Annotated in this window: 25 protein-coding genes; 20 read left to right on the forward strand and 5 right to left on the reverse strand. The window is 44.1% G+C overall.

Going from position 1 to position 26108, the window contains the following annotated elements; all coding sequences use genetic code 11:
- The first annotated feature begins 89 nt into the window (after window positions 1-89).
- From ACWPOD_RS02135 to ACWPOD_RS02160, 6 genes are all read left to right on the forward strand, one after another.
- On the forward strand, window positions 90-1598 hold the full coding sequence (locus ACWPOD_RS02135; RefSeq protein WP_456231500.1) for a PAAR-like domain-containing protein: 1509 nt from the start codon (window positions 90-92) through the stop codon (window positions 1596-1598).
- Between the two features lie 7 nt (window positions 1599-1605).
- On the forward strand, window positions 1606-2373 hold the full coding sequence (locus tag ACWPOD_RS02140) for an AHH domain-containing protein (protein ID WP_053807557.1): 768 nt from the start codon (window positions 1606-1608) through the stop codon (window positions 2371-2373).
- Window positions 2374-2376: 3 nt separating this feature from the next.
- Window positions 2377-2949 carry an imm11 family protein gene (locus tag ACWPOD_RS02145; RefSeq protein ID WP_038899731.1) on the forward strand — a complete coding sequence of 191 codons (573 nt, stop codon included), beginning with the start codon at window positions 2377-2379 and terminating at the stop codon, window positions 2947-2949.
- Between the two features lie 8 nt (window positions 2950-2957).
- The gene (locus tag ACWPOD_RS02150; protein ID WP_053807556.1) at window positions 2958-3449 is read left to right on the forward strand and encodes a hypothetical protein; all 492 of its coding nucleotides are present in this window, start codon (window positions 2958-2960) and stop codon (window positions 3447-3449) included.
- A 98-nt stretch (window positions 3450-3547) separates the two neighbouring features.
- Window positions 3548-3958 carry a hypothetical protein gene (locus tag ACWPOD_RS02155; RefSeq protein ID WP_053807869.1) on the forward strand — a complete coding sequence of 137 codons (411 nt, stop codon included), beginning with the start codon at window positions 3548-3550 and terminating at the stop codon, window positions 3956-3958.
- 223 nt (window positions 3959-4181) lie between these two features.
- Window positions 4182-5285, forward strand: coding sequence for an alpha/beta hydrolase (locus ACWPOD_RS02160; RefSeq protein ID WP_456231501.1), 1104 nt, complete (start codon window positions 4182-4184; stop codon window positions 5283-5285).
- Window positions 5286-5401: 116 nt separating this feature from the next.
- Here ACWPOD_RS02160 and ACWPOD_RS02165 read toward each other — a convergent pair whose 3' ends face one another.
- Window positions 5402-6538, reverse strand: coding sequence for a multidrug effflux MFS transporter (locus ACWPOD_RS02165; RefSeq protein ID WP_456231502.1), 1137 nt, complete (start codon window positions 6536-6538; stop codon window positions 5402-5404).
- Between the two features lie 99 nt (window positions 6539-6637).
- Here ACWPOD_RS02165 and ACWPOD_RS02170 point away from each other — a divergent pair, with 99 nt between their 5' ends.
- Window positions 6638-7411 carry an AraC family transcriptional regulator gene (locus ACWPOD_RS02170; RefSeq protein ID WP_456231503.1) on the forward strand — a complete coding sequence of 258 codons (774 nt, stop codon included), beginning with the start codon at window positions 6638-6640 and terminating at the stop codon, window positions 7409-7411.
- Window positions 7412-7504: 93 nt separating this feature from the next.
- Here the strand turns inward: ACWPOD_RS02170 and ACWPOD_RS02175 are convergent, their stop codons facing one another.
- Entirely contained in the window at window positions 7505-8413 is a 909-nt protein-coding gene (locus ACWPOD_RS02175; RefSeq protein ID WP_456231504.1) for a LysR family transcriptional regulator, read from the reverse strand.
- Window positions 8414-8548: 135 nt separating this feature from the next.
- On the opposite strand from ACWPOD_RS02175, the gene ACWPOD_RS02180 reads away from it, so the two are divergent.
- The 9 genes from ACWPOD_RS02180 to mnhG all read left to right on the forward strand — a co-directional run bounded on the left by ACWPOD_RS02180 (window position 8549) and on the right by mnhG (window position 16621).
- Window positions 8549-9268 carry an SDR family oxidoreductase gene (locus ACWPOD_RS02180; RefSeq protein ID WP_046875926.1) on the forward strand — a complete coding sequence of 240 codons (720 nt, stop codon included), beginning with the start codon at window positions 8549-8551 and terminating at the stop codon, window positions 9266-9268.
- A 396-nt stretch (window positions 9269-9664) separates the two neighbouring features.
- Entirely contained in the window at window positions 9665-10600 is a 936-nt protein-coding gene (locus ACWPOD_RS02185) for a universal stress protein (RefSeq protein WP_456231505.1), read from the forward strand.
- A gap of 110 nt (window positions 10601-10710) precedes the next feature.
- Window positions 10711-10902, forward strand: coding sequence for a hypothetical protein (locus ACWPOD_RS02190; RefSeq protein WP_005392611.1), 192 nt, complete (start codon window positions 10711-10713; stop codon window positions 10900-10902).
- A gap of 166 nt (window positions 10903-11068) precedes the next feature.
- The gene (gene mbhE, locus ACWPOD_RS02195) at window positions 11069-13738 is read left to right on the forward strand and encodes a hydrogen gas-evolving membrane-bound hydrogenase subunit E (protein ID WP_456231506.1); all 2670 of its coding nucleotides are present in this window, start codon (window positions 11069-11071) and stop codon (window positions 13736-13738) included.
- On the forward strand, window positions 13738-14091 hold the full coding sequence (locus ACWPOD_RS02200) for a Na+/H+ antiporter subunit C (protein ID WP_456231507.1): 354 nt from the start codon (window positions 13738-13740) through the stop codon (window positions 14089-14091). The genes mbhE and ACWPOD_RS02200 overlap by 1 nt, the downstream gene beginning before the upstream one ends.
- Window positions 14088-15584, forward strand: a complete 1497-nt coding sequence (locus tag ACWPOD_RS02205) for a Na+/H+ antiporter subunit D (RefSeq protein ID WP_456231508.1) — start codon at window positions 14088-14090, stop codon at window positions 15582-15584. Before ACWPOD_RS02200 ends, ACWPOD_RS02205 begins: the two co-directional genes overlap by 4 nt.
- On the forward strand, window positions 15581-16057 hold the full coding sequence (locus tag ACWPOD_RS02210) for a Na+/H+ antiporter subunit E (protein WP_432595736.1): 477 nt from the start codon (window positions 15581-15583) through the stop codon (window positions 16055-16057). Before ACWPOD_RS02205 ends, ACWPOD_RS02210 begins: the two co-directional genes overlap by 4 nt.
- The gene (locus ACWPOD_RS02215) at window positions 16050-16328 is read left to right on the forward strand and encodes a cation:proton antiporter (protein ID WP_005392606.1); all 279 of its coding nucleotides are present in this window, start codon (window positions 16050-16052) and stop codon (window positions 16326-16328) included. The genes ACWPOD_RS02210 and ACWPOD_RS02215 overlap by 8 nt, the downstream gene beginning before the upstream one ends.
- Window positions 16328-16621, forward strand: coding sequence for a monovalent cation/H(+) antiporter subunit G (mnhG, locus tag ACWPOD_RS02220; protein ID WP_109169828.1), 294 nt, complete (start codon window positions 16328-16330; stop codon window positions 16619-16621). The genes ACWPOD_RS02215 and mnhG overlap by 1 nt, the downstream gene beginning before the upstream one ends.
- A gap of 25 nt (window positions 16622-16646) precedes the next feature.
- Here the strand turns inward: mnhG and ACWPOD_RS02225 are convergent, their stop codons facing one another.
- The 3 genes from ACWPOD_RS02225 to ACWPOD_RS02235 form a co-directional block, all read right to left on the reverse strand.
- A complete protein-coding gene (locus ACWPOD_RS02225; protein ID WP_456231509.1) occupies window positions 16647-18653 on the reverse strand; it encodes an acetoacetate--CoA ligase in 2007 nt (668 codons plus the stop codon).
- Between the two features lie 87 nt (window positions 18654-18740).
- Window positions 18741-19667: an electron transfer flavoprotein subunit alpha/FixB family protein gene (locus ACWPOD_RS02230; protein WP_005392603.1), complete on the reverse strand. Its 927-nt coding sequence runs from the start codon at window positions 19665-19667 to the stop codon at window positions 18741-18743.
- Window positions 19664-20416, reverse strand: coding sequence for an electron transfer flavoprotein subunit beta/FixA family protein (locus ACWPOD_RS02235; RefSeq protein ID WP_005392602.1), 753 nt, complete (start codon window positions 20414-20416; stop codon window positions 19664-19666). The genes ACWPOD_RS02230 and ACWPOD_RS02235 overlap by 4 nt, the downstream gene beginning before the upstream one ends.
- Window positions 20417-20572: 156 nt before the next feature.
- Between ACWPOD_RS02235 and ACWPOD_RS02240 the strand changes: the two genes are divergently transcribed.
- The 4 genes from ACWPOD_RS02240 to ACWPOD_RS02255 all read left to right on the forward strand — a co-directional run bounded on the left by ACWPOD_RS02240 (window position 20573) and on the right by ACWPOD_RS02255 (window position 26097).
- Window positions 20573-22210 carry an electron transfer flavoprotein-ubiquinone oxidoreductase gene (locus tag ACWPOD_RS02240; protein ID WP_256950470.1) on the forward strand — a complete coding sequence of 546 codons (1638 nt, stop codon included), beginning with the start codon at window positions 20573-20575 and terminating at the stop codon, window positions 22208-22210.
- Window positions 22211-22451: 241 nt separating this feature from the next.
- Window positions 22452-23252: an ABC transporter ATP-binding protein gene (locus ACWPOD_RS02245; RefSeq protein ID WP_005392600.1), complete on the forward strand. Its 801-nt coding sequence runs from the start codon at window positions 22452-22454 to the stop codon at window positions 23250-23252.
- A complete protein-coding gene (locus ACWPOD_RS02250; protein ID WP_456231510.1) occupies window positions 23252-25204 on the forward strand; it encodes an AMP-binding protein in 1953 nt (650 codons plus the stop codon). The genes ACWPOD_RS02245 and ACWPOD_RS02250 overlap by 1 nt, the downstream gene beginning before the upstream one ends.
- Window positions 25204-26097, forward strand: a complete 894-nt coding sequence (locus ACWPOD_RS02255; protein ID WP_005392598.1) for a branched-chain amino acid ABC transporter permease — start codon at window positions 25204-25206, stop codon at window positions 26095-26097. The genes ACWPOD_RS02250 and ACWPOD_RS02255 overlap by 1 nt, the downstream gene beginning before the upstream one ends.
- Window positions 26098-26108: the final 11 nt, after the last annotated feature.

A 26108-nucleotide genomic window follows, 5' to 3' on the forward strand; every position in this document is an offset into this window, starting at 1 on the left:
TCTTTTAGTGAAATTCACTAGTCATTTAGAGAGATTGCAATGTGCGATCTCTTTTATCATTCAATCAATAAAATTCAAATGGATTGGTTATGGGCGTAACAGTTGGTGCGAATGGACTTTCGATAGTTCATAAAGGCTCAGGTGGTGAAGCGAATGCAACGCTCCCAGATGTTTGTTTAACTAAGGTCGGCAAGCCAGTCGTTCCTATCCCTTATGGCAACAATGCTAAATCAGCAGACCTTGCTGGTGGGACTACGACAGTCTCTATGGATGGCGGTAACAGTGTCGCTATCAAGGGCAGTACGTTCTCAAAAAGTACTGGCGATGCGGGCGGTGACAGAAAAGGCGTTGCCTCAGGCACGATAGAAGCCGAAGCAAAATTCATTTCAGCTTCACCAACGGTTAAATTTGAGGGCAAAGGCGTATGTCGTCTATCCGATCAAATGACCATGAACAAAGCTAATACCATGTGTCTTGGTGGGGCACAAAACCCATCGGTTTCTGTGACGGAAGAGCAGGAAGGGACGTATACGGTTGACTTATACCTCTCATACTCAGACGGTGAACCCGTTCAAGGCGCAACATACACTCTCACAGATCAATCTGGCGCGGTGTTTGAAGGAACTCTCGACAACAACGGTAAAGCATCTGTTGGTGGCGTTGCTCCGGGTGAGTTTGCCATAGAGTACGGCGAGGACAGCCGAGACTTTATGCCGAATGTTCCAACTAAGACCAATCCGAACTTTAATCCTAGTGCTAACGCTCAACTGATCATTGAAGAAACAAAGAAAGGCGAAGTTGGTTTCTGGGAAAATGCTTGGACGCGAATGTCTGGTGCTGCCAGCTGGATTTGGGGTGTGATTCTTGGTGATTTCAACGATGATGCTTCTGTCGAGCAGATCATCGCCAATACGGCGCTGACGATGATTCCTGTTGTAGACCAAGCTGCTGATGTACGCGATTTATCTGCGAACATTATGACTTTGTTGAGTGAAGAAGAGCGTGATAAGCCCGAAAATTGGTTAGCACTTTCACTTACCCTTGTCGGCTGTGTTCCTACGTTTGGTAGTGCGGTTAAAGGCACATGTAAAGTTGCGCTAAAAGGCGGTAAAGGAACATCAAAAGATACTTTGCTGGCCGTTTTAAGAGGCATGGGTAAAGGCGATCCAGAAAAATTTTTGCGCACGTTAGATTGGGTGGATTACGCGAAACAAACCAGCCAGATTGTTAGCGATGTTCTAAAACCTTGTATTGAAGTGGCAACTGAGTTGGCGTCTTACGCAAATAGAATGGGCGCAGATGAGCTCGGTGCGTATTTCTTAAAGTTAGCGGATGAGGTAAAAATCATCGATAAGATGGTGCCGGACAAGCTTAAAGAAGCGATGGGCGAGTTTGATGATCTTTTTGCTCGAATCTTAGGTAAGGGCGAGAAAACGTACCCAGCAAAAGTAAAACATAATACCGGTGAGTCTGCTCAGTCAGGAAAGAACTCTGCAAAGGCGAATGAGGATAAAGATAAGAAACCGATCAAATGTAAGGTTTGTAAGCGTATTGCGGGTAGAAAGAAAGGTCAATGCCAAGAAGCGTTGAAAATGTGAGGATGTTATGGGGATCATCAAAGATAAAGGTCGTTGGGAGCGTTCTAGTTTAAGCAACAGCAAAGTTAAATCGCTGCGTAATAAGCATCCACTTAACTTTCAAACTTACTCGATGGCTGCTCACCACTTAATTTCTTGCGAGGTTGCAAAAAAGTTATCAAGCATCAGAAAAAAGCAAATTGTTTACAAGGGTTATGATATTAACTATCTGTATAATTTAGTATTATTACCAACGATTGACCAAGTTTCATGCCAGTATAACGTACCATTGCATAAATCAGGGCATACCGATCGTCGCCTCGAAGAGTATTTTCAGAGAGAATCCGGAAAAAACCTTGAAGGCGAGCTGTCCGAGTTAGAAAGTGGTCTCAAGCAAGAGGCAGATGCGGATAAATCAAAGTTGCTAGCTGGAGATTTGTCTATGGTTGCTAGTGTGCGAGGTTATCACAAGGTCGTTGGCTCTATGTTAGCTAAAACGTTAAAAAATTTAGATTGTGACACAGAGGCTCAAGAGTATGTTGATAGCTTGGATGAATTATCTATCGATATTGCCGATCTTTTGGGTTGCCACAAACTTCATTTGATTTCACGTGGTAGGCATTTGACTCCTTCAGGTGGAGGTTGTCATATGTGTAGAAGTGGTAAAGTAGGCACACCAAGATTGCATTACTTGAGTGGAAGCAGAGATTTTGATGAACCAGTGCCTAGTCAAGCCAAGGTCAAAAAGTTCTGTTTTGAAGGGGCATCATTAAAAACAATGGGAGAATTAGTTTAGCCTATGAACTTTTCAATAATTAGTGAAAACTTTCATGAGTCTACAACAAGTTTTGTTTGTATTGACAGTAGAGAACCATTGTATAGCAAAGCGCAATTTGAGCCCACAAGCTCTTTAGAGCCTATTGTTTGGGAATCTACGGATGGTTTTATTAAAGGTGTAGGTAATATTGCGGATAATGGTGATCTCTGTGTTAGTAAGGAGTTCGCTGAACTGGTGATGAGTTTTGACCCTTATGGGATCGAATGTTACCCCGCAGAACTTAGATTACCAGATGGCTCGTTATCAAATCGTTATTTGTTGGCACTAAATAATGTTTTAGATGTTATTGATGAATCTAAATCTAGAATGAGAAAGTCACCCAAGAGAAATAAGATGTTAGTTATGGAACTTTATTTATCTGAGGAGAAATTAAAAAAAATCCCTCTTCAAAATAGAGTTTTGTTCCGCGTTAAAGGGGCAGAGACCGCAACAATTTTCTGTGAGGAAATTTTTGATCTTGTGAGTGGCACTGAATCATTTAGTGATTTAAGAGCTTTTAAATTGGATTGTGATAAGGAAGTACCAAAGTACTGAGGCTTAAAATGAAAGAACAATATCATTTACTAACTAAACAAGACCTAGGTAACTTCCCATTCCAACAAAGCCCTAAGCCAATAGTGCCAGTAGAGCCAGATTTGCTTTTGGAAATGACCTTTTCTCCAAAGCTATTTATCATCAGTGATATTGCGTCAAAAGTAGAGAAACTGGTCGTACATGGAGTAGAGTGGTTAGACGCTCGCGTGGATTGTTCTCCAAGCCAACCATCTGATGATGAAATTAAAGTTTACGAAGATTATCGTATGCCTTATATCCATCAAACTTATAAATTGACGGATAAAGAAAAACAATACGGTAAGTTGAACTGGTTAGATATCGAGTCAACAGAGTTTGATTTCTCTAAATTAGAAAATATTCCCTTAGAGGAACGATTAATATTTAAACTAGAAGAAGATTTTGGCTTCGTTTTCATTCACCAAAGTGTGATTGATCTTCTTAAAAAAGACGTCAAGGACGTTTGGGTTAGGGATGTATAATAAGCGCCGAAAGGCGCTTTTTCTTTTATTAAAAATAAAGTATGGTCTCCCTCCTTTTAAAATGGTAAGTGTTGAATAATTCTACAGTGGTTAGGTAAATGAATAAAATAACTAAACTCGCTTTGGCTTTGTCCGTATTGACATCTGTTGTTGGGTGTCAACTGGTGTCAAATACGCCGATGCAATCGACAGCAACGAAGGAAATAATTGAAAAAGCAAAGGCAGAGTTTGATGGACAACGTTTTTATAAGTTGAATGAATATGATCAAGAAATCAACGTTTCAGATGACGGGGTCATTACCTTCAAGTCTTACTTACCACGCAGCGGCGGCTATGAATGGGTACCAATTGTGATACGCGATACTAGTTTTCGTGTTTCTTGCGATTATTTCAGTGAATATGTTGAAGCTGGAATGGTTGTTCAGGTTCAGTTTGTAGGTAAACGCGGGCGCATTGAAAATTACGACAAGCAACGTTGTGAAGAGTTTGGTGAGCCAACATGGCAATAAGAGCTATAGATAATTAAAGCGCCGACAGGCGCTTTTTATTTACGCCTTAATTAACGTTAGAAGAGGTTTAGACCAATCTTCGGAATATTAGGCAAGCAATGCGTAGTATCTGGTTAACGAAAAAATACGAAAGTTGCAACAATGTACGTGTCAGTAAAGTAGGAGCGATAAAGCATCCGCGTACTGTACTCATCGTGTGTTACGTTAATTAGGAGTGTCTACCATGAAAAGCCAGAACGACAATCAAGCAAGTTACCAAGATGAACCTGATGAAGGTCGTCGCAATATGATGAAAATGACGGGTGCCAGCGTGGTTGCTATGGGAGTTGGAGCGCTCTCAACGAGTTCTGTTCAAGCTGAGACGCAAATAAATCTTGGTGACACCTGGGATAAAACATTTACGAAAAGTAACCAAGTTCAACATCGCAAAGTGAGTTTTAAAAACCGTTATGGCATCACGTTGGCAGCGGATCTTTATCGACCTAAAAATAAAAGTGGCAAGCTTGCGGCTATCGTCATTAGTGGTCCATTTGGCGCTGTGAAAGAGCAGTCTTCAGGGTTATATGCTCAAACATTAGCCGAGCGAGGCTTCATTACTTTAGCGTTTGATCCGTCGTATACCGGAGAGAGTGGTGGTGAACCAAGAAACGTTGCATCACCTGATATCAATACAGAGGACTTTAGCGCAGCTGTGGACTTTATTGGCCTACAGAAAGACGTTGATCGTCAGAAAATTGGTGTGATAGGCATATGTGGTTGGGGCGGCATGGCGTTAAACGCAGTTGCTGCAGATAAACGCGTCAAAGCAGTCGCAACCAGTACGATGTATGATATGACCCGTGTAATGTCTAAAGGCTATAACGACAGCACGACGTTTGAACAGCGCACGCAAACGTTAGAGCAGCTAAGTCTGCAGCGATGGGAAGATGCCGAAAATGGAACACCTACTTACGGGCCAGTATCGCTTGAGTTAGTTGGAGGTGAGCCCCAATTTGTTATTGAGTATGCAGCCTATTACAAGTCTCCTGAACGTGGCTTTCATCCACGAGCGATTAACTCAAATGCAGCATGGACACTCACAACGCCGCTGTCGTTTATGAATATGCCAATTCTGACCTACATTGAAGAGATATCTCCACGCCCAGTGTTGTTCATTCATGGCGAAAAGGCGCACTCTCGCTATTTCAGTGAAACGGCGTATGAAGCGGCGGCAGAGCCTAAAGAATTGATGATCATTCCAAATGCGAATCATACGGATCTCTACGATCAATTGGATGTGATCCCATTTGATAAATTAGAGAGCTTCTTTAAGGTTAATTTAGTTTAGATCGCCCTCTAGAAGACAACTGAGGAGCGGTTACTATTGTGCTCCTCAGTTCCTATTGATTGAAAAATTCTCTAGATTCTCGGTGAACCATTACGGAGAGTATTTCATTATTATACTCACAAGTCGGTATGAACTCGCCTTTTAGAAAACGCTAATAAAATCGCTAAACAGCTACATGCTAGTAGAACGACACCTAAGTTTTGTGCTGTTCCAGCCATCGCTAATCCCGTCCCGATCATGATGTAGTACATGAGCCCAAATAAAGCGCCTGCGCTACCTACCTGTTGTTTATAATCAACGAGTGCGTCACTGAGTATATTGGGTATCGCAATCCCATACGACATGACGACTAACACCATTGGAGCAACAAACCAGATTGATTGGTTCAGAATCAACACACCGACTGATCCAACGCTAATCAATATTGCTGAGAACCAAAGTAGCTGACTTTTTTGAACATTTTTGGACACTAGGGATTTGTTTAAATAACTTCCAAGCATAGTGCCTAACCCCAGTACCATGCCACTGTATCCAAATTGTTCGGAGTTATACCCAAGTGCTGAGAAAGTAAATGCGCCAAGCTGGTAATAAGAAAATAGAGCAATGTTATACAAAGCGACCAGTAATCCTGAGCGCCAAATTCGCGCGTCTCTTACCATTTTCCAGCTAAGTTGACGCAACCGTACTGGTGTCTGTTCTTTCTGTGTTTCAGGAAGCTTAATAACGTTATAAGCGAGCAATACTAACGCGATTAAAAATAAAGCGAAAAACACATAACGATATCCACCAAGCCCTGTAAGCTGTCCGCCTAATAGCATGCCTACTACCGGGCTGATTGATATACCCATTCCCATTAAGCTGAAAACTTTACTCAGTTCTTGACCGTCAAACGCGTCACGAAGCATGGTCTGTGTGACAACGGAACCTACCGCGATACCAAATGCGCTCAGGGCCCGCGCAGCCATGACAACAGCAAAGCTTTCGGTTTGAGTTGCGAGTAAAGATGCACAACCATAGATAAAGAGCCCAATAAGCATGGTGGGCCTTCTTCCCAGTTTATCTGCGAGCACTCCCCAAACTACAACGCCAATGGCAAAAGCTAGGAAGTAAATCGACAATGTTTGGGCTGCTTGTGCGTGGTTTACATCAAATGATAGAGCGATTGAGCTCAACGCTGGGCTATAGATGGTTTCTACAATTTGTGGAAACATCAACATAACCAGCATGAGCCATAAAGAGGGCTTAGTATTCATATTTTTACCCATCGTTAATGAAGTTGGCGGGCAGTATAAATGAGGCTATGATTGAGCCAATAACAACATAAAAACCAAATACATCAATATTCGGACAAAATGGCACTTATTGACGAAGAAACACCATTTGACGCAGACAAAATTTCTAATTGTGTAGTGGGAATTGCTGCGGATATTGGCAAGCACGACTCAGGCATGCATCAGCACAAGAAAGGGCAATTGTTGTACGCACCTCAAGGTTGTATGAGTTTTGCTCTGAAAGACTCGATTTGTATTCTGCCCCCGACAAAGGCGGTTTGGATCCCACCTAATACGCCGCATCGCGCGCTGATGACGAATGTGGTTGCGTATCGATCTTTGTATTTTGATTGTGAGGTGTTTGCGTGTCCGAGTGAGATTGCGATGATAGAAGTGAATACTTTACTCCAAGCTCTCATTGATAAAATGTCATTCTGGGAGTGGGATAAGCGTAAGAGCGAGATGATAAATACGACAGCACTCTTCTGGGAGGAGTTTTATGCTGCGAAACGTTATTCGTTTCAGTTGCCTTTGCCATCACATCTGCGCTTAACAACATTTCGCCGGGAGTTGGTTGAACCTTCATTTCTCGCTCCTTCGCTTACTACTCTTGCAAGCAAAGTGGGGGCAAGTACCAAGACGGTAACACGATTATTTAAGTCGGAAACGGGTATGAATTATCAAGATTGGCGTCAACAGTGGAGGCTCTTAAAAGCAGTTGAATTGTTATCAACGGGAATGCAAGTCAGCGCAGTTGCTGAGTGGCTGGAGTTTTCGTCAGACAGTGCTTTTATTGCATTTTTCAAAAAGCAAACTGGGCAAACACCGCTAATGTTTATGAAAACTAGACCTTAAAACATCACGATGCTTACGTATTTCTTTAGTACAAATTTGGGCTCTATAGATTCCGTATATATTGGTTCACATAGGGAAATTCTATCGAGCACTTTACTTGTGCTTACTCGGCAGCTGACGAAAATATTGAGTAGCAAAATCAACAAAGGCTCGGATGCGTTTTGGTTGATGTCGGTCGTGATGATAAAGGAGTGAAAACTCCACACTCGGAATGCTCCAGTCGGTAAACACTTCTTTTAGCTTGCCTGTCTGGAGTTCTTGTTGGCAATAAAGTGCTGGTACACGGATGATACCATTTCCCGCCAACGCTGCTTTTATCATTACTCTGCCACTCTTACATCGTAACTGTCCACGTATCTGGTGTTCCGTTGACTGCTTTGTATTTGTGTTCTCGAATGCCCAGCGTGTCACACTACCTGTCAAACAAATGTGTTTTTCTAAGTCTTTTGGATGCGAAGGATAGCCATGTGTTTCTAAATAACTTGGGCTTGCGTACGTCCCCATTTCCACATCAATCAGTTTGCGAGCGATAAAGTTGGAGTCGTCTAACTTTCCCATTCGAAAAGCGATGTCGAATTCATCCGCGATTAAATCGACACGATGGCTGCTAAAATCTAAGTTAATGTTCACTTGTGGGTGTTGGATTAGAAACTGAGCAACGATATCTGCGACAACGTCTTCCCCTAAATAACCCCCCACGCAGTTGATACGAATTTCGCCTCTTAATTCTTCTACATCATCAACCACTGCCATAACAGCTTGATCAATATTATGAAGGGCAGTTTCACACTGTTTATACAGAACCTTGCCTGCTTCGGTGAGGTTCAGTGTTCGAGTGGTTCTTTGTAGCAAAGTGGCACCAATCTGTTGTTCCAGATTTGTTATTTGACGTGAAACGTGTGAGCGAGAAACGCCAAGTTCCTCTGCTGCTTTTGTGAAGTTTCCTAGTTGAGCGATTAGGACGAAAGAGCGAATATCCGCAAGGTTGATGTGTGTTTGCATGATGACTTCTGCGTAATTCAAAAAAGTATTGTTGCAGTATAACAACAGTGTTTCAACTAGGTCGGTATATATCAACAAACAAAGTTTTCTTAAACTTATCGCCATTGAGGTAAACCGTTCTACTAAGGATTCAAAATGAAAAAGTTAATTGTTATTACAGGCGCTAGTTCAGGCATTGGTGAAGCGATTGCACGTCATTTCAGCGAACAGGGCCATGCTCTTCTTTTGTTAGCAAGACGTGTAGAACGTTTAGAAGCATTAAACTTACCAAATACGCTTTGTGAAAAGGTAGATGTGACCGATAAAGCTTCTTTTGAAGCGGCAATTGAGAAAGCAGAAGCGTTGTATGGTCCGGTAGATGCACTTGTAAATAACGCAGGCGTTATGCTTCTAGGCCAGATAGATACTCAGGACGCATCGGAGTGGAAGCGCATGTTTGATGTGAACGTACTTGGCTTGCTAAATGGCATGCAGTCCGTTTTAGCACCGATGAAAGCGCGTAACAGTGGTACGATCATTAATATCAGCTCTATTGCGGGCAAGAAAACATTTCCTGATCATGCCGCTTACTGTGGTACCAAATTTGCGGTTCATGCGATTTCTGAAAACGTACGTGAAGAAGTCGCATCATCGAATGTTCGTGTTACGACTATTGCACCTGGCGCAGTGGAAACTGAATTACTTTCACATACTACGTCTCAAGATATTAAAGATGGCTATGATGCTTGGAAAGAGGATATGGGGGGCGTGTTGGCAGCCGACGATATTGCACGAGCAGTGCTGTTTGCTTATCAGCAACCGCAAGGTGTATGTGTTCGCGAAATTGCTTTGGCACCAACAAAACAGCAACCTTAACATTAATTTACAGCGACTTCTGGATCATTAGGGCTGTGAATATTTGCACACTGATTCGTGATTGATATGGCATCTTTCAACTAAGTCGTATGAAAATTTAGGTTACCCATTTAAGTCCGTAGTCTAAGTGTGTTATTGCTTATACCCAAGTTACTCAAGGTGAGAAAAAACTTTGAGTAATTTGGGTTTTTATTTGGTCTCAATTTTTAGTATGTAGCTCTATTGGGGTCAGCGGGCCACAGTCGTAAAGAAAAGGAGAAGGTGACGTAAAGCAAAATGAAGCAATATCCATAGCTTAATGAGAATTGATTTCATCAACGTCACAAGCCGTTACAATTATCCGTTAGGTATTATACTTTGTGGGTGGTTAATATTTAACCAAACAAGGAGGTGTGTATGAAACGATTCGCGAACATACTTTTTGCAACACAAGGATTGCCTGGTCATAGTGAGGCGCTCGAACAAGCGATGAGGATCGCATCCAGCAACAAAGTACCTGTTTCAGGGCTAATTGCGTGCCCCAATTTCCCCGCGGATATGCTCCAGTATCAGCAAAGTTATGAGCAATCGCTACAAGACTCCCTCAAACAAAGCATTCAGGAATACAGACAGAAGCTCGATCTTTTTGAAGATGATCTGGCATTTCCTCTTACTGTGAAAAGCAGTGAAAAACCCGCTGTCTGTATCATTAAAGAAGCATTAGCTGACAACAAAGATCTTATCATCAAAGAAGCTGAACCACTCGGTGAAGGCGCTGAAGGCTTCAAAGCTATTGATATGACACTGTTACGCAAATGTCCTTGTCCATTATGGTTACACCGACCGATTGATAAGCCGAGAGAAAAACGCCGTGTGGCTGTTGCTATAGATCCGTTAACGGCGAGCGATGAACAGCACTCATTAGCGGTGCGTTTGCTTGAATTATCTCGTTCAATAGCCGACACCTGTGACAGTCGTTTACATGTGATTTCTTGCTGGGAATATTACTTAGAGAACTACCTACATGACAACGCTTGGATTCAAGTCGATGATGCTGAGTTGGAACATGAACTCGACAAAGCAAAAGCCGATCATAAACAAGCTCTACAACAACTGCTGGAAGAGTCGGGGATTACGGGTGAAATTGTGATTCATCATTTACACGGAAAGCCTGATGAAAAAATCCCGGATTACGTAGAAAGCATAGAAGTGGACGTTCTAGTCATGGGTACCTTAGCGAGAACTGGGATATCTGGCTACGTCATTGGTAATACGGCTGAAAACATTTTGCAATCTATAAACTGTAGTTTGGTCGCTCTTAAGCCCGATGGTTTTGTATCGCCGATTCAGTAATTGGTGTGTAACAAACCTAGGTTTAAGTGGTTGTTTTAGGTAAAGGAGGGAGACGGAGTTCTAGAACATGGAATTATCAGTGTATCAATAAGTTATCAGAGGAGAGTGACATGAAAAACCTATGCCCGAAATGCCACACAGAAATGATAGAACGTTCGAACGTTTATGTTTGTCCGAGAAATGATATCGGTGACTGCACCTACGATGCGTTCGAGTTAACTGATGACGATAATCCATACACATTCAGTCGAGAACACGTAAGTAGTGATCTACGTTCTTACACCGTAGCGGACAGTAAGTAGCTGTTTGTATTAACGTTCCTTTAAGTAGCATTCAGTGATTGCTGTTTGCTACTTATCCCTTGGTTTTATGATCTTTTTTGAAATACTTGGGCTAAATCAATCAAGTGGAGCTTTTTATCTTTGCGCCAAATAGGGCGAACTTTCTTATAAAAATGAATGGGCTGCGATGTTGAATAGCATAACGGGTAAAGAAAACCTGCCGAAAAATCCCGATAATCAGTTGGTCTTACTGATTTTCCCTGTGCTGCCAATTTTAATCTTCTCTTTTCTTTTTTACATCTACACACCCGCAGGCGTAAGCTGGAATGCGGAATGGATACCTGGCCTCGATATTAACTTCAGCTTTAGGTTAGATGGTCTGTCATTCCTTTTTGCCGGGCTGATCAGCGGGATTGGCGCACTGATCCAAATATACGCTTTGGCTTACTTACGAGAGAGTGATAGCCGATTTTCCTTTCATTTATACCTAACCCTATTCATGCTTGCCATGCTAGGGATTGTGATGAGCGATAACATCCTATTGTTGTTCGTTTTCTGGGAACTCACCACCATCACTTCTTACTTGCTGATTGGTTTTAATCACGAAAACAAAACGTCACGAAAAAATGCACTGCAGTCGTTGATCGTTACCGGTGCTGGTGGATTAGCGTTGTTAGCTGGCCTTATCTTGTTGGGAGCGATGGCAGGGAGTTATGAGTTACATACGATCATCGCTCAGGCGGACACGATTGCGCAGCACGAATGGTTTATGCCATCTCTAGTGCTCATACTACTTGGTGCATTTACTAAATCTGCGCAGTTCCCGTTTCATTTTTGGCTACCTAACGCGATGGCAGCGCCCACTCCAGTCAGTGCGTATTTACACTCGGCAACAATGGTAAAGGCGGGCATTTACTTGTTAGCGCGTTTATCGCCAGTTTATGCTCATAGCGAGGTTTGGTTTTATGCCCTAGTGATCACAGGGAGTATCACCGCCGTTTGGTGCACGTTTGTCGCATTAAAACAAACTGACTTGAAGCTGATGCTAGCCTACAGCACGAATGTTGCTTTGGGTAAATTAACATTATTACTAGGTATGGGCACAGATTTGGCCGTTAGTGCAGTATTGATGTTTATTCTCGCTCACTCTTTCTATAAAGCTGCACTGTTTATGGTGGTGGGCAATATCGACAAAGCGACAGGAACACGAGATATCGATCAACTGTACGGCTTGAAGTCAGTGCTCGTCATCAGTATGGTTGCGGCGAGTTTGGCTGCATTGTCTAAAGCTGGGTTTCCGCCGTTGTTAGGCTTTTTGAGCAAAGAATACATGTACAAATCCGCAGTAGAGCTCAATAACTGGATCGCCTTTGTACTTTTAATGGTCAATATATTGATGGTTGCGCTAACCATTATGCTTATTGCGAGACCATTCTTTGCTCGCCGTGATCTCGTGCCAATTGAAACGAAGCCAGTTGAGACAAAAAAAGCCATGTGGATCTCACCTTTACTCTTGGCACTTGGCAGTCTCATCGTTCCTTTAGTCGGTTTAAATTGGTTAGATCACCACATCATCTTTCCTGGTTCTGCTGACATTCTGCCTGCAGCCGATATTAAAGCTACATTATTATGGCATGGCGTGAATGTACCGCTGGTCCTAAGCGTTATCACGCTAGTATTGGGGTATGTGGTGTACCGTGTTTATCCTACTGTGTCTGCATTTTTTCAGCGGTTACATCTGTTCGTACCTAAAGCGGAGAACGCTTTTGAACGACTATTAGATGGCATGATGACACTGGCGAAGTGGCAAACGGCGCTGTTGCAGCAAAAGCAGTTGAGTCGTTATGTTCTGCTATTTTTCACGGTACTCGCCGTCGCTTTGCTTGGTCAGGTAGCATTTATTCCTCTGCCTTTGTTTGAACAGCTTTCAAACGTGGCTTTCTATGAAATTGGCATTGCCTTATTGCTGGTTGGTGCAGCGATCGTATGTACGTTGTCTCACTCAAGGCTTCTTGCGATTTCTGCGCTAGGTATGATTGGTTTTATGACCACGCTTGTTTTTATGATCTACAGTGCTCCGGACGTCGCGAAGACTCTACTGTTAGTGGAAACATTAATGGTGGTCTTTTTAGCATTGTTAATGCGTCATATGCCGCGTTTAACCACCGTGCCCAAGCATTCAATAAAACGCAAATTGGCGAATGTTTGTATAGCGGGCGTGATAGGTGTTTCGATTACTTTCCTCTTGTTAGGAATCACGTCCCAGCCGATGGATTCATCGGTGTCGGATTTCTTTGCGGAAAATAGTGTCCCAGGCGGGCATGGGCGCAATATTGTCAACGTCATTCTCGTCGACTTTCGTGCGTTCGATACATTGGGAGAGGTTGTCGTCGTTGTCATTGCTGGGATTGCAGCAGTGAGCTTGCTTAAGACAAGAGCGAAAAAGCAAAACCGTATTCAATCATTAATTTTTGCAACCACGGCACATATCGTTGCGGCGCTCATGCTCGTGTTCTCAGTGTATCTGTTATTACGTGGTCATAACGAACCGGGTGGTGGCTTCATTGGTGCATTGATTGCCGTTATTGGCTTATCGCTTCTCATGTTCGCGGAATCACCGAAATACGTTCGTTCTAGATTGTATTTCAAGCCGTTTTTCATTGCGTTATTTGGCATCGCATTGAGCTTGATATCAGGAGCTTTGAGCTTTGCGTTTGATAAACCGTTTTTAACCGGGTTGTGGTGGAAAGATGTGATACCACTAGGGACGCCATTGGTTTTTGATGTTGGTGTTTATCTTGCCGTTATAGGTGGCGTGATGGGGATGCTGCTTCGTATTAATGAGGAGCTAGAGTGATGGAAATAGTCTGGAGTGTTGTCGTTGGAGTATTTGTCGCCGCAGGCATTTACTTAATGCTAGAAAAACATATCTTGCGTCTTTTGTTCGGTATCATGTTACTCAGCAGTGCGGTTAACCTTGCTATTTTTACCGCGGGAAGGCTGACTCCTGGAGAGCCGCCATTGATTGGCGATAATGCTCTTTTGCCACCAGATAGCGCAGCAAACCCATTACCTCAAGCGCTAATTTTAACCGCGATAGTCATCGGTTTTGGGCTACTTATTTTTGCTTTAATGTTGTTCTATCGAGCTTATAAAGATTCTGGAACCGCAGACGTCGACGAAATGCAACGTTCTGAGGAGGGTCAATGAGTTCGATTTTGCTGACGTTACCTGTTGTTCTTTCATTGAGTACGGCGCTGACCATTTTCTTTGTACGTCGCTCAACAAAAAGTGCTGAGTGGTTAAGTGGCGCGAGTGCGATTTTGAACCTTGTTGTCACAGGCCTTCTCACAGAAAACATCATAAGTAATGGTATTCAAGCCGTTGCTTTTGGCCAGTGGCAAGCACCGTTTGGTATCGTCTTTGTCGCAGATTACTTCAGCGTTGCCATGGTGATGACTACGGCAGTAATTGGTGCGATATGTGTTTTCTATGCCATGGCGGACCTTCACCGAAAACCTTCCTATAGCAATTACCATGCGTTGACGCACGTGTTGCTTGCTGGTGTTTATGGCGCGTTCCTCACCGGAGATATTTTTAATCTGTATGTTTGGTTCGAGGTCATGCTCATCGCGTCATTTGGTTTAATGGTATTAGATGCAACGAAAACTCAAATTGATGGGGCAGTGAAGTATGTGATGTTGAACCTGATTTCGACGCTAGTGTTCTTACTTGCCATCGGTTTGTTGTATGGCGCAACGGGCACCTTGAACTTGGCCGATCTCTATACCAAAGCGGGAGAGAGCGAACTGAGCATCAACATGATGTTGTCCGCCTTGTTTTTGTTTGCCTTTTCTATCAAAGCGGCACTATTTCCTTTATTTGCTTGGTTGCCAGCTTCTTATCACACCTTACCAAGTGGTGTGGTTGCGCTGTTTGCTGCGTTGCTTACTAAAGTCGGCGTATACGCGTTAATACGAGTCTTCACATTAGTATTTCCGCTCGCCGAGAGTGGTTGGCAGCCGACGTTGATTTGGATTGCTGGCCTCACCATGTTAACGGGCGTTTTGGGGGCGGCAAGTCAATTCGACATTAAGAAAATTCTTTCTTTTCACATTATTAGCCAAATAGGTTACATGATAATGGGATTAGCGATTTACACTCCTTTAGCTTTGGCTGGCGCTATTTTCTACATTATCCATCACATCATTGTAAAAGCGAATTTGTTCTTAATCGGTGGCTTTATTGAGCGCAAATATGGGTCTAGTCAACTTGAACAGTTGGGCGGGGTATATAAAGCAATGCCTTGGTTAGCGTTCTTGTTTCTTGTCCCTGCGTTTTCTCTGGCAGGATTTCCGCCGCTCTCTGGTTTCTGGGGCAAATTCTTGGTGATCAAATCGAGTTTACAGGCTGAATATTACTGGTTAGCAGGTACCGCGCTATTGGTGGGGCTGCTTACCGTCTACTCGATGACGAAAATTTGGAGTGAGGCATTCTGGAAAAAGCCGGTTAGGGAGAAAACAGAACAGACTCTGCAAGTCAAAGTACATTGGTTGTATTGCGTTCCAATTGCCGTATTGACCATGTTCACGTTGATCATAGGCTTGGTGGCGGAGCCTTTTTATCAGTTTTCTGTTCAAGCCGCTGAACAACTGTTAAATCCGAATGAATACATTCGAGCGGTATTGGGAGGAAATTTATGATCTATCTATTCCTCAATCTTTTCTTAGCATTAGCATGGATGTTGTTAAACGGCAGTTATTCGAGTTTGAATTTTATTGTCGGATTTACGGTCGGTTTTTTTGCCTTACGGTTGAGCCAACCATTTGGATTAAAAACCAGCTACTTTCGACGTTTTGCGTCGGCATTAAAGTTACTGGTGTACTTCGCTTATGAAATGATCATATCGGTTGCAAGAGTCGTGTGGGATGTCGTGACGCCAACGCATTTGAGCCAGCCAGATATCGTCTATGTTCCTTTGGACGTCGATTCCGACCTTGAAATCACCTTACTTGCGAATATGGTTTCTTTAACACCGGGCACACTCAGTTTGGACGTTACGCCTGATAAAAAGCATCTTATCGTTCATGCCATGTTTGCGCCTGAGCATGAAGAAGTTATCCGTGGAATTAAAAACGGATTAGAGCATCGAATTTTGGAGGTGACGCGTGGATAGTTGGCTGCAAATAAGTGTCACTTTTGCCTATGCAGGGCTATTACTCAGTTTTGTTATGGCTTTCTTCCGTTTAATTTTAGGACCAACGCTGGCTGACCGAGTTGTGGCGTTAGATTTGATTTCATTTATCACCATCGGTTTTATTACGGTTTACACCTTAGACAGTGGTGAGGATGCCTTGTTAGATATCGCCATTACATTAGGTTTGGTCGCATTTCTTGGCACAATCGCATTTGCGCGTTTGATCGTTAAAAGGAAGGAGAAAGAATAATGGATGTGCTGATTGGGCTGTTTTTATGTTTAGGGACGTTATTGATCCTAAGCGCTAGTTTAGGTGTGTTGCGGTTGCCAGATTTATATACCCGAATGCATGCCGCAACCAAAGCCGGTACCGTCGGAGTTAGTTGCTTACTACTAGCAGTTGCCTTCTCAATTCCTGAAGTCACCGTGATCTCCCGAGTTATCGGTACGATGTTGTTTATCGTTCTCACGGCACCAATCGCCTCCCACCTGCTCGGAAGAGCAATGCGAGAGGTCGGCTACAAAATTTGGCGTAATGATTAAGTTTTTCTTGTTTAACCAATTGTCACTATTGATTCAGCTGGCTAATTTCTTCCAGCACTTCTGGGTTAGCAATGGCACCAATATTTTTTACAGCTTGCCCGTTCACCAATTGTTTCACGGCTAGTTCAACGAGTTTGCCTGATCGCGTTTTAGGAATATCACTGATAGCAAAAATTTGGCGTGGCACATGGCGTGGTGAACATTTTGATTTTAGTGTTTGGCGAATTGAATCGGTGAGTTGTTGGGTTAACTCGACCTCGTGAGCGAGTTTTACTAGTAACCAGATTTCTTCAGACTGCTGGTTTAACTTGCCGACGGCGATGGAGTCCTCGACCTCGGGTAACGCGTTCACTTGCTGATAGATCTCAGCGGTGCCGATTCGTACGCCGCCTGGATTCAATGTCGCATCGCTACGGCCATAAAAAATAAAGCCGCCATGTTCGGTTTGCATCACATCGTCGCCGTGGTGCCAGATATCAGTAAACTTGCTCCAATAAGCGTTGTGATAGCGTTCGCCGTTGTCGTGCCAAAACCCAATAGGGAAGTTAGGTAGTGAGTTATTGCAAGTCAGTTCGCCGCGTTGCTGTGTAATGGTTTTTCCCTCGTCGTCCAAAACACGCACGTCGATTCCCAGCCCTGCGCCTTGGCATTCACCTTTGTAAACTGGTGAGATAGGGTTTCCAAGTACAAAGCACCCGCAAATATCCGTGCCGCCAGCGATAGAAGCGAGATGCAAGTCCTGCTTGATGTGCTGATAGACATAATTAAATTGTTCTGGGTAAAGCACCGAACCAGTCGAACACAGGGTTGTGAGTGATTTCAGGTCATGTTCTGACTTGGGAGAGTAGCTCGCATGCTCCAGTGCCTCTAAGTATTTCGCTGAAGTACCAAACAGCGACACGCTATGTTCTTCTGCTAATCGCCATAAGACGGAGTGATCAGGGTAAACCGGACTACCGTCGTAAATCACTAAGGTTGCACCACTCGCAAGAGCGGAAACATGCCAGTTCCACATCATCCAACCACATGTTGTGTAGTAGAAAACCTTGTCTTGTGGTTTGATATCGCAATGTAGTTGGTGTTCTTTGAGGTGATTGAGCAGGGTTCCGCCCACGGAATGGACAATACACTTTGGTTGCCCCGTTGTGCCAGAAGAATACAAAATGAATAACGGGTCATTAAACAGTGTTGATTGATATTGAATTGATTGTGGAGAAAAGTGGTGAGTAATATCAGACCAATACACAAAGTCAGAAGTGCTAGCGTTCTTAGCATTTTGTAAATATTCGATTTGGCATACGCTAATAGTAGCGTCTTCGGAGGTACTGCTTAACTTACTACTAAGAGTGATGTTTTTCTCTACCATATCGAAGGTTTTGCCTCCGAACTGGTATCCGTCACAGCAAAAAATTACTTTCGGTTTGACCTGACCAAAACGCTCTACAACGCTATCGATACCAAAATCAGGCGAGGTTGAAGTCCAAATGGCACCAAGGCTTGTAGTTGCTAACATACCTATAACGGTCTCTGGGAGATAGGGCAAGTAGCCTGCAACGACATCGCCTTTACCAACATCACAAGTGAGTAGCCATTGCTGAACGACAGACACTTGTTCCAGTAACTGTTTCCCGGTGAGCTGCCTGTGTTCACCGCTTTCATTAGTAAAAACGATAAACTCACGCTCAGGTGTTTGTTCGGCCTGAGAGAGGAGATTCTCTGCGTAGTTAAGCGTGGCGTCAGCAAACCATACTGTGTCTCTATTTACATGGTTATAAGTAGAACTTGGTTGTGTCCATTTGGGACTGCCAAGGCTTTTGACTTGCGAGCCAATATTTCCAATGACGTTACAGAAATGCCAGGTATGTCGCCAAAATTCGTCATTGTGGTCAATGGACCACTGGTGTAAAGACGTGTAATTATTGATTGAGATATCTTCGGTTTGGTGCGCATTAACCGTCTCGATAAATCGTAGCAAGTTGCTATTGCTGATGCGATCAGCAGATGGTGACCAAATAGGTGCAGAATTTTGCATAGGTCCCTCTAATTTCGATTCTTTTTGAATATGACCAAAACAAAATAAAGGGGCGAACATAGCAGTGTTCGCCCCTTATCTGATTGTTTAAAGTTGTTCGGCAAGTTGAGGTAGTACCTCAAATAAATCACCAACCAATCCATAGTCGGCAACTTCAAAGATAGGAGATTCTGGATCTTTGTTGATCGCGACAATCACTTTGGATTCCTTCATTCCTGCAAGGTGTTGGATGGCACCGGAGATCCCAACTGCAATATAAAGCTTAGGCGCAACGATTTTACCGGTTTGACCCACTTGTAAATCGTTGGCAACAAACCCAGCATCAACCGCCGCGCGAGAAGCGCCAATGGCGGCCCCCAGTTTATCGGCGACTTGTTCGATCAATGCGAAGTTCTCTTTGCTACCGACTCCGCGTCCACCTGACACAACCACCTCTGCCGCGCTTAATTCAGGACGCTCTGACACGGTTTTATCGACAGAAACCAATTCAACCAATGGAGTTGAGATGGTGACTTGCTGATGCTCGATATCAGCTTGGTTGTGACAAGTAACCGGCTCAAACGCAGACGCGCGCACGGTGATGACGCGAACCTTGTCGCTGGTGGTCACTTTGGCAAATGCATTCCCTGCGTAAATAGGGCGGATAAAAGTGTTTTCATCGATAACTTGGACAATATCGGAAATTTGCCCAACGCCGAACTTCGCTGCTATTCGCGGTGCAAGATCTTTCCCTTTTGATGATGAGCTAGCCCAGATTGCGTCAAAACCTTCAGCAATACTCACCACAATAGGTGCGATACTCTCGGCAAATTGATGCTTAAGTTGCTCATCATCGACACAAATTACGTTTGATATACCATCAACGCGACAAGCTTGCTGAGCGACTTCTTCACACTGGTGGCCCACTACGATCAAAACATTGTCTTGACTGACTTGTTTTGCTGCATTAACCACTTTGAGTGTGTCCGCATGCAATTGGTTATTGTCATGTTCCGCTATGATTAAGTTCTTCATGAAATCACCTTCGCTTCGTTACGCAGCTTATCGAGAAGCTCTGAGACAGATTCAACCTTGATGCCACCTTTTCTCTGCGCTGGTGGTGTGACTTCTTGAATGGTTTGGCTAAATACCACTTCAACACTCAGACTGTCAGGTGTGATTGTATCTAACGGCTTGCGCTTAGCTTTCATGATATTAGGCAATGAGGCAAAACGCGGTTCATTCAGGCGTAAGTCAGTACTGATCACTGCAGGTAAGTTCATAGCGACCGTCATCAAGCCGCCATCCACTTCTCTCACGACCTGAACTTTTTGATCTTCTATCTTAACGTCGGAAGCGAAAGTTGCTTGAGGCCAGTCAAGTAGGGCTGCAAGCATCTGAGCCACTTGGTTGTTGTCCGTATCAATGGATTGTTTACCCGTAATCACAAGCTGTGCTTGTTCTTGCTCAACCAGAGCTTTGAGCAGCTTAGCGACAACTAATGGCTCTATTTTGTCTTCAGTATCGACATGGATAGCGCGATCGGCTCCTAATGCAAGCGCAGTACGTAGTTGCTCCTGACATTGGCTACCGCCGGCACTGACAACGATGACTTCATCTGCAATACCTTGCTCTTTTAGTCGTACGGCTTCTTCAACGGCTATTTCGCAAAATGGATTAATCGTCATCTTGACGTTATTGGTTTCAACATCGCTATGGTCCGCTTTCACGCGAACTTTAATGTAGGGATCAATGACCCTTTTGATTGGCACTAGTATTTTCACGTTAGATTCCTTTTTACAGTGAAGACTATGTGTTTACAGGGAAGACGATGTGATGACGTCTTTAAAATGATGTTAATTTACCTTTACGTTTGCGTCAACTTTAAATATATTGTTGCTTAACAAGTTGGCAACATGCAAAGAAAAAGGAATGCAATCATGGAAAGAGACTGCATGGAATTTGATGTTCTGATTGTAGGCGCTGGTCCCGCAGGTTTGTCTGCGGCATGCCGAATCAAACAATTAGCAGCAGAAAAAGAACAAGACCTCACTGTTTGCGTGGTAGAAAAAGGCTCTGAAGTTGGAGCGCATATTTTATCGGGTGCGGTGTTTGAAACGCGCAGTTTGGATGAGCTGTTTCCAGGTTGGCAGGAGAAAGGCGCACCACTCAATACCAAAGTAAACCAAGATAAAACCTATTATCTGGGCAACGAAATCAATGGTCATGAACTGCCTTCTTGGGCAGTGCCTAATACGTTACATAACGACGGTAATTACATTATAAGTTTGGGCAGTCTATGCCGATGGATGGCGTTGCAGGCTGAGAACTTAGGGGTGGAGATCTACCCAGGTTTTACCGCCAGTCAAGCCATCATCGATGAAGACAACCGCGTTTGTGGCGTGATCACGGGCGATATGGGATTAGACAAAAATGGTGAACAAAAAGGAAATTTCGAACCTGGTATTGAACTGCGAGCGAAGTTTACTTTATTTGCTGAAGGCGCGCGGGGTCATATTGGTAAGCAGTTGATTAATCGATTTAATCTCGCTGAAGATAAAACGCCTCAACATTACGCTATCGGCTTTAAAGAGCTGTGGGAAATACCACCAGAGCAGCATCAACAAGGGTTAGTGGTTCACGGCTTAGGCTGGCCGTTAGCGAACGAAGCCACAGGTGGCAGCTACCTCTACCATTTAGAGGGAAACCAAGTTGCCGTTGGGTTGATAGTTGACTTGAATTATAAGAACCCGCACTTGAGTCCATTCGATGAATTTCAGCGTTTTAAACATCATCCGATGATTGAGCAATACCTCAAAAATGGTAAACGCATTAGTTATGGCGCGAGAGCGATTACCAAGGGCGGCTTTCATTCGCTTCCCACGCAACAGTTTGCTGGTGGCTTGTTGATTGGCTGTGATGCTGGAACGCTAAATGGAGCAAAAATCAAAGGCACACACACCGCAATGAAATCTGGCATGCTTGCCGCTGAAGCTGTAGTTGAAGCCCTTGATAATCAGGAGATTACCGCTGACTATCGAAAACACTTCAAACAGTCTTGGCTGTATGAAGAGCTTTATCAAGCACGTAACTTCTCAAGTGGCATTCACCGCTTTGGATCCTGGCTGGGCGGTGGTTTAGCACTGTTGGAACATAACGTGTTAAAAGGCAAAGCTAAGTGGCATATCCGTTGTGATAAGCCCGACCATCAGTCTCTGCTATTGTCGGAAAACAGCAATGAAATTGTCTATCCAAAGCCTGACGGTGTTTTAAGTTTCGATCGCCTCTCTTCTGTTTATCTATCCAATATCTTCCATGAGGAAGATCAGCCGTGCCACTTACGTTTGGCGAACCAGCGCATTCCCATCGAGCAGAATCTTGAATTATATGCAGAGCCAGCACAGCGCTATTGCCCGGCTGGCGTTTATGAAATCGTACAAGGGGATCAGCAGCCAGAGCTACGAATAAATGCGGCGAACTGTATCCACTGTAAGACCTGCGACATCAAAGATCCAAGTCAAAATATTACCTGGACACCGCCGGAAGGTGGTGGTGGCCCTAACTATCCGAATATGTAGTCGTCTGAGAATAATTTTTATTAACAATTTATTTACTTAAAGTTTGCGTTAGTTCAAATCTTTCTCGATGAACTCGATTGCAACTTAATCTTTCAAGCACTATTCTGATTTTAAATTGACGTTTACGTAAACTGAATACAAAGTTGATGCATAGGTGTAAAAGCGGTTACCAGTATCAAAGTTAGGTTTGATCAAATAGTGCTCAATGGAACGCACTTAAATAACGAAAGGGAGATCAACTATGGTATCGGAATCGCCTCTGTTGCAGGTAAACGATATTTCATTGGCTTTTGGTGGGGTGAAAGCTTTAACTGACGTGAGCTTCCATGTGAATGAAAAGGAAATCTTTTCAATCATTGGTCCAAACGGTGCAGGTAAAACCTCAATGCTCAATTGCATCTCTGGTCGATACACACCAAACAAAGGCTCTGTAATCTTCGCTGGAGATGATGTAACCAAACGAACGCCTAGCCAACGAGCTGAGTTAGGGTTGGGAAGAACCTTCCAGAACTTAGCACTCTTTTCTCATATGTCGGTACTCGACAACATTATGGTTGGTCGACATCACCTACTGAAAAACAACTTCGTCACAGGGCCACTTTACTGGTTCTCTAACGCGCAGAAAGAAGAAATGGCGCACCGTAAATACGTAGAAGACGTAATCGATTTTCTTGAAATTCAGCACATTCGCAAAGCCACCGCTGGCACACTTTCTTACGGTTTACGTAAACGTGTAGAGCTTGCTCGTGCCATTGCCTTAAAACCTAAGTTACTGCTGCTTGATGAACCAATGGCAGGCATGAACTTGGAAGAAAAGGAAGACATGGCGCGTTACATCATGGATTTAAACGAAGAGTTAGACATCACCATCATCATGATCGAGCACGATATGGGCGTGGTGATGGATATCTCTAACCGCGTATTGGTGTTGGATTTTGGTAAACACATTGCTATGGGCGAGCCAGAAGAAGTGATGGCCAACCCGCATGTGAAACAAGCGTACTTAGGCGAAGAGCTACCGACATTAGAGGAGAGTGCATAATGGCACAGCAACATAATGATTGGGCAGATATAACCCGCTTAGATACCTTTCCAAAAGTATTGCAGCACAACGCCAAGCACTGGCCCGAGCAAGTCGCAATGCGTGAAAAGGAGTTTGGTATTTGGCGAGAGTTCACTTGGCAAGATTATGAAAACCGAGTGAAGTGGATGTCTCTGGCACTGCAAGATTTAGGTGTTGGTGAGCAAGACGTTGTTGGTTTGCTGGGTGATAACCGCCCGGAATGGGTATGGGGCGAGTTGGCCGCACATGCGATCAAAGGTTTCTCGCTGGGCATCTATCAAGATTCCATGCACGAAGAGGTGGCGTACCTCATAAACTATGCCAAAGCAAAAGTCGTGGTTGCGGAAGATGAGGAGCAATGCGATAAGCTACTTGAGCTCGGTGATGAGATCCCAAGCGTAGAACTCATTATCTATTGTGACCCGCGTGGAATGCGCAAGTACGACGACCCACGACTGATTGATGTTGAGCAGGTCTATAAAAAAGGTCAACTGATCGACAAAGCGGATCCCGATAAATATCTCAATATGGTTGCGGCAACCAAAGGCAGCGATCTTTCGATTCTTTGTACCACGTCGGGTACGACTTCCAAACCAAAATTAGCTCAGCTACACAGCGGCACGTTCTTGGATCACTGTGCGGCTTATCTGCGTGCAGACCCGCGCTCTCCAGGCGACAACTACGTTTCTGTTCTGCCTTTGCCTTGGATTATGGAGCAGGTGTATGTGGTTGGTCAGGCGTTGATTTCTCGTCAAATCGTTAACTTCGTGGAAGAACAAGAAACCATGATGTCTGACTTGCGCGAAATCGGTCCAAACTTTGTACTGTTAGCGCCGCGAGTGTGGGAAAACATTGTGGCAGACGTGTCTGCACGAATGATGGATTCCACACCGTTTAAGCAAAAGATGTACAAACTGGGCATGAGCTTAGCTAACAAAGCGTTAGAGCAGGGCAAACGCTCTAAGTTGGCTGAATGGATTCTTCTGCGTGCTCTGCGTGACCGTTTAGGGTTTTCGAACCTGACATCTGCGGCAACCGGCGGTGCGGCGATGGGACCGGATACTTTCCGTTACTTGCAAGCGATCGGTGTACCACTCAAGCAGCTTTACGGTCAAACCGAAATGTGTGGTGCGTACACCGTCCACCAAGCCGATGACGTGGATTATGATTCCGTCGGCGTCGCGTTTGATAATGCAGAAGTGAAAGTCATCAACCCAGACAGCAATGGCGTGGGTGAGATCATCGCGAAAAGTACGGGCATGTTTACTGGCTACTTGAACAACCAAGAAGCGTATGACGAAGACGTACAAGACGGATGGATTCACACGGGCGATGCGGGTTACTTTAAAGACTCTGGCCACTTGGTGGTGATTGATCGTCTGAAAGATATGTCGGAAACCAGCCATGGCGACCGCTACTCTCCGCAGTTCATTGAAAACAAACTCAAGTTCTCGCCGTTTATTGCAGAAGCCGTAGTGGTGGGCAAAGGTCGACCTTGGCTATCCGCCATCATCTGTATTCGCTACGCGATTGTTGCGAAGTGGGCAGAGCAGCGCGGTTTGGCATTCACTAACTACACCAACTTATCCGCTCAACCAGAAGTGTATCAAGCGATTCGTGAAGAAGTACTGAAAGTGAACGAATCACTGCCGGATGCACAGAAGATCAGCAAATTCATTCTACTTTACAAAGAGCTAGATGCCGACGATGGCGAGTTAACTCGTACGCGTAAAGTGCGCCGTGGTGTGGTTGCGGAGAAATACGGAGACATCATTGAAACCATCTACAGCGACGATCCAAAAGTCGATGTGGATACGGTGATCACTTATCAGGATGGCACCAAAACACGCATTCAAACGTCGCTAGTGATTGAAACGCTTATTGAACATGAGCCAACACTGGTGGATAGCGAACAACGGAGGATCGCATAGTGAATACGGATTTATTACTGCAACTCGTCATTAATGGCGTGATCGTTGGCATGTTGTATGGCGTTGTCGCCATGTGCTTTGTATTGATTTACAAATCGACCCAGGTGGTCAACTTTGCTCAGGGTGAGTTCTTGTTGATTGGCGCGTGGGTATGTTGGGCGGCATTGGTACACCTACAGTTACCGTTTTTTATCGGCTTTTTACTCACGCTTGCGTTCATGATGGTGTTCGGTATTGCGGTGCAAACCATTGTGCTCAGGCCGTTAATTGGTGAGCCGATTATCTCGGTGATCATGGTGACCATCGGTCTGTCCATGTTCTTCCAAGCATTGATGAAATGGATATTTGGTGTCTCGGCTGTGTCGTATCCGCAAGTGTTCGAAACAAATGTGGTGAATATCGGTGGTTTGAACGTTGAGTTCGCTTACATTCTGAGTTTGATCTTCTCGATGCTCATCATGGGCGCGTTCTACTGGTTCTTCAAATTTAGCAAAATGGGTCTGGCAATGCGCGCAACGGCATTTAACCAGCAAGTAGCCCAGAGTCTTGGCATTTCCATCAAGAAAGTGTTCGCCATTAGTTGGGCTATTTCGGCAATGGTATCTGCAACAGCAGGGATTGTTATCGGGATCGTTAACGGCGTATCTGACGCGCTATCCATTATTGGTATCAAAGTTTTCCCAGCCGTTATTTTAGGTGGCTTAGATTCTGTAGTCGGCGCAATTGTCGGTGGTATCACCATCGGGGTGCTAGAGAACTTAGCTGAGTTTTTTGATAGCCAATACCTGCAAGTGGGTAACCTGTACAACATCGCACCATTCTATGTGCTGTTAATCATTCTTGCCTTCAAGCCATACGGCCTGTTTGGTACCAAAGATATCGAGCGTATTTAAGGAGAAATAAC

The sequence above is a fragment of the Vibrio sp. JZG120 genome, assembly GCF_053890955.1.

Coding starts and splice junctions, on each gene's coding strand:
- ACWPOD_RS02190 (WP_005392611.1), top strand. CDS start 10,711: ATGAAAAACCTATGCCCGAAATGCCACACAGAAATGATAGAACGTTCG.
- ACWPOD_RS02200 (WP_456231507.1), top strand. CDS start 13,738: ATGGAAATAGTCTGGAGTGTTGTCGTTGGAGTATTTGTCGCCGCAGGC.
- ACWPOD_RS02180 (WP_046875926.1), top strand. CDS start 8,549: ATGAAAAAGTTAATTGTTATTACAGGCGCTAGTTCAGGCATTGGTGAA.
- ACWPOD_RS02230 (WP_005392603.1), bottom strand. CDS start 19,667: ATGAAGAACTTAATCATAGCGGAACATGACAATAACCAATTGCATGCG.
- ACWPOD_RS02170 (WP_456231503.1), top strand. CDS start 6,638: ATGGCACTTATTGACGAAGAAACACCATTTGACGCAGACAAAATTTCT.
- ACWPOD_RS02155 (WP_053807869.1), top strand. CDS start 3,548: ATGAATAAAATAACTAAACTCGCTTTGGCTTTGTCCGTATTGACATCT.
- ACWPOD_RS02185 (WP_456231505.1), top strand. CDS start 9,665: ATGAAACGATTCGCGAACATACTTTTTGCAACACAAGGATTGCCTGGT.
- ACWPOD_RS02250 (WP_456231510.1), top strand. CDS start 23,252: ATGGCACAGCAACATAATGATTGGGCAGATATAACCCGCTTAGATACC.
- ACWPOD_RS02245 (WP_005392600.1), top strand. CDS start 22,452: ATGGTATCGGAATCGCCTCTGTTGCAGGTAAACGATATTTCATTGGCT.
- ACWPOD_RS02225 (WP_456231509.1), bottom strand. CDS start 18,653: ATGCAAAATTCTGCACCTATTTGGTCACCATCTGCTGATCGCATCAGC.
- ACWPOD_RS02240 (WP_256950470.1), top strand. CDS start 20,573: ATGGAAAGAGACTGCATGGAATTTGATGTTCTGATTGTAGGCGCTGGT.
- mbhE (WP_456231506.1), top strand. CDS start 11,069: ATGTTGAATAGCATAACGGGTAAAGAAAACCTGCCGAAAAATCCCGAT.
- ACWPOD_RS02135 (WP_456231500.1), top strand. CDS start 90: ATGGGCGTAACAGTTGGTGCGAATGGACTTTCGATAGTTCATAAAGGC.
- ACWPOD_RS02150 (WP_053807556.1), top strand. CDS start 2,958: ATGAAAGAACAATATCATTTACTAACTAAACAAGACCTAGGTAACTTC.
- ACWPOD_RS02140 (WP_053807557.1), top strand. CDS start 1,606: ATGGGGATCATCAAAGATAAAGGTCGTTGGGAGCGTTCTAGTTTAAGC.
- mnhG (WP_109169828.1), top strand. CDS start 16,328: ATGGATGTGCTGATTGGGCTGTTTTTATGTTTAGGGACGTTATTGATC.
- ACWPOD_RS02175 (WP_456231504.1), bottom strand. CDS start 8,413: ATGCAAACACACATCAACCTTGCGGATATTCGCTCTTTCGTCCTAATC.
- ACWPOD_RS02205 (WP_456231508.1), top strand. CDS start 14,088: ATGAGTTCGATTTTGCTGACGTTACCTGTTGTTCTTTCATTGAGTACG.
- ACWPOD_RS02210 (WP_432595736.1), top strand. CDS start 15,581: ATGATCTATCTATTCCTCAATCTTTTCTTAGCATTAGCATGGATGTTG.
- ACWPOD_RS02145 (WP_038899731.1), top strand. CDS start 2,377: ATGAACTTTTCAATAATTAGTGAAAACTTTCATGAGTCTACAACAAGT.
- ACWPOD_RS02160 (WP_456231501.1), top strand. CDS start 4,182: ATGAAAAGCCAGAACGACAATCAAGCAAGTTACCAAGATGAACCTGAT.
- ACWPOD_RS02165 (WP_456231502.1), bottom strand. CDS start 6,538: ATGAATACTAAGCCCTCTTTATGGCTCATGCTGGTTATGTTGATGTTT.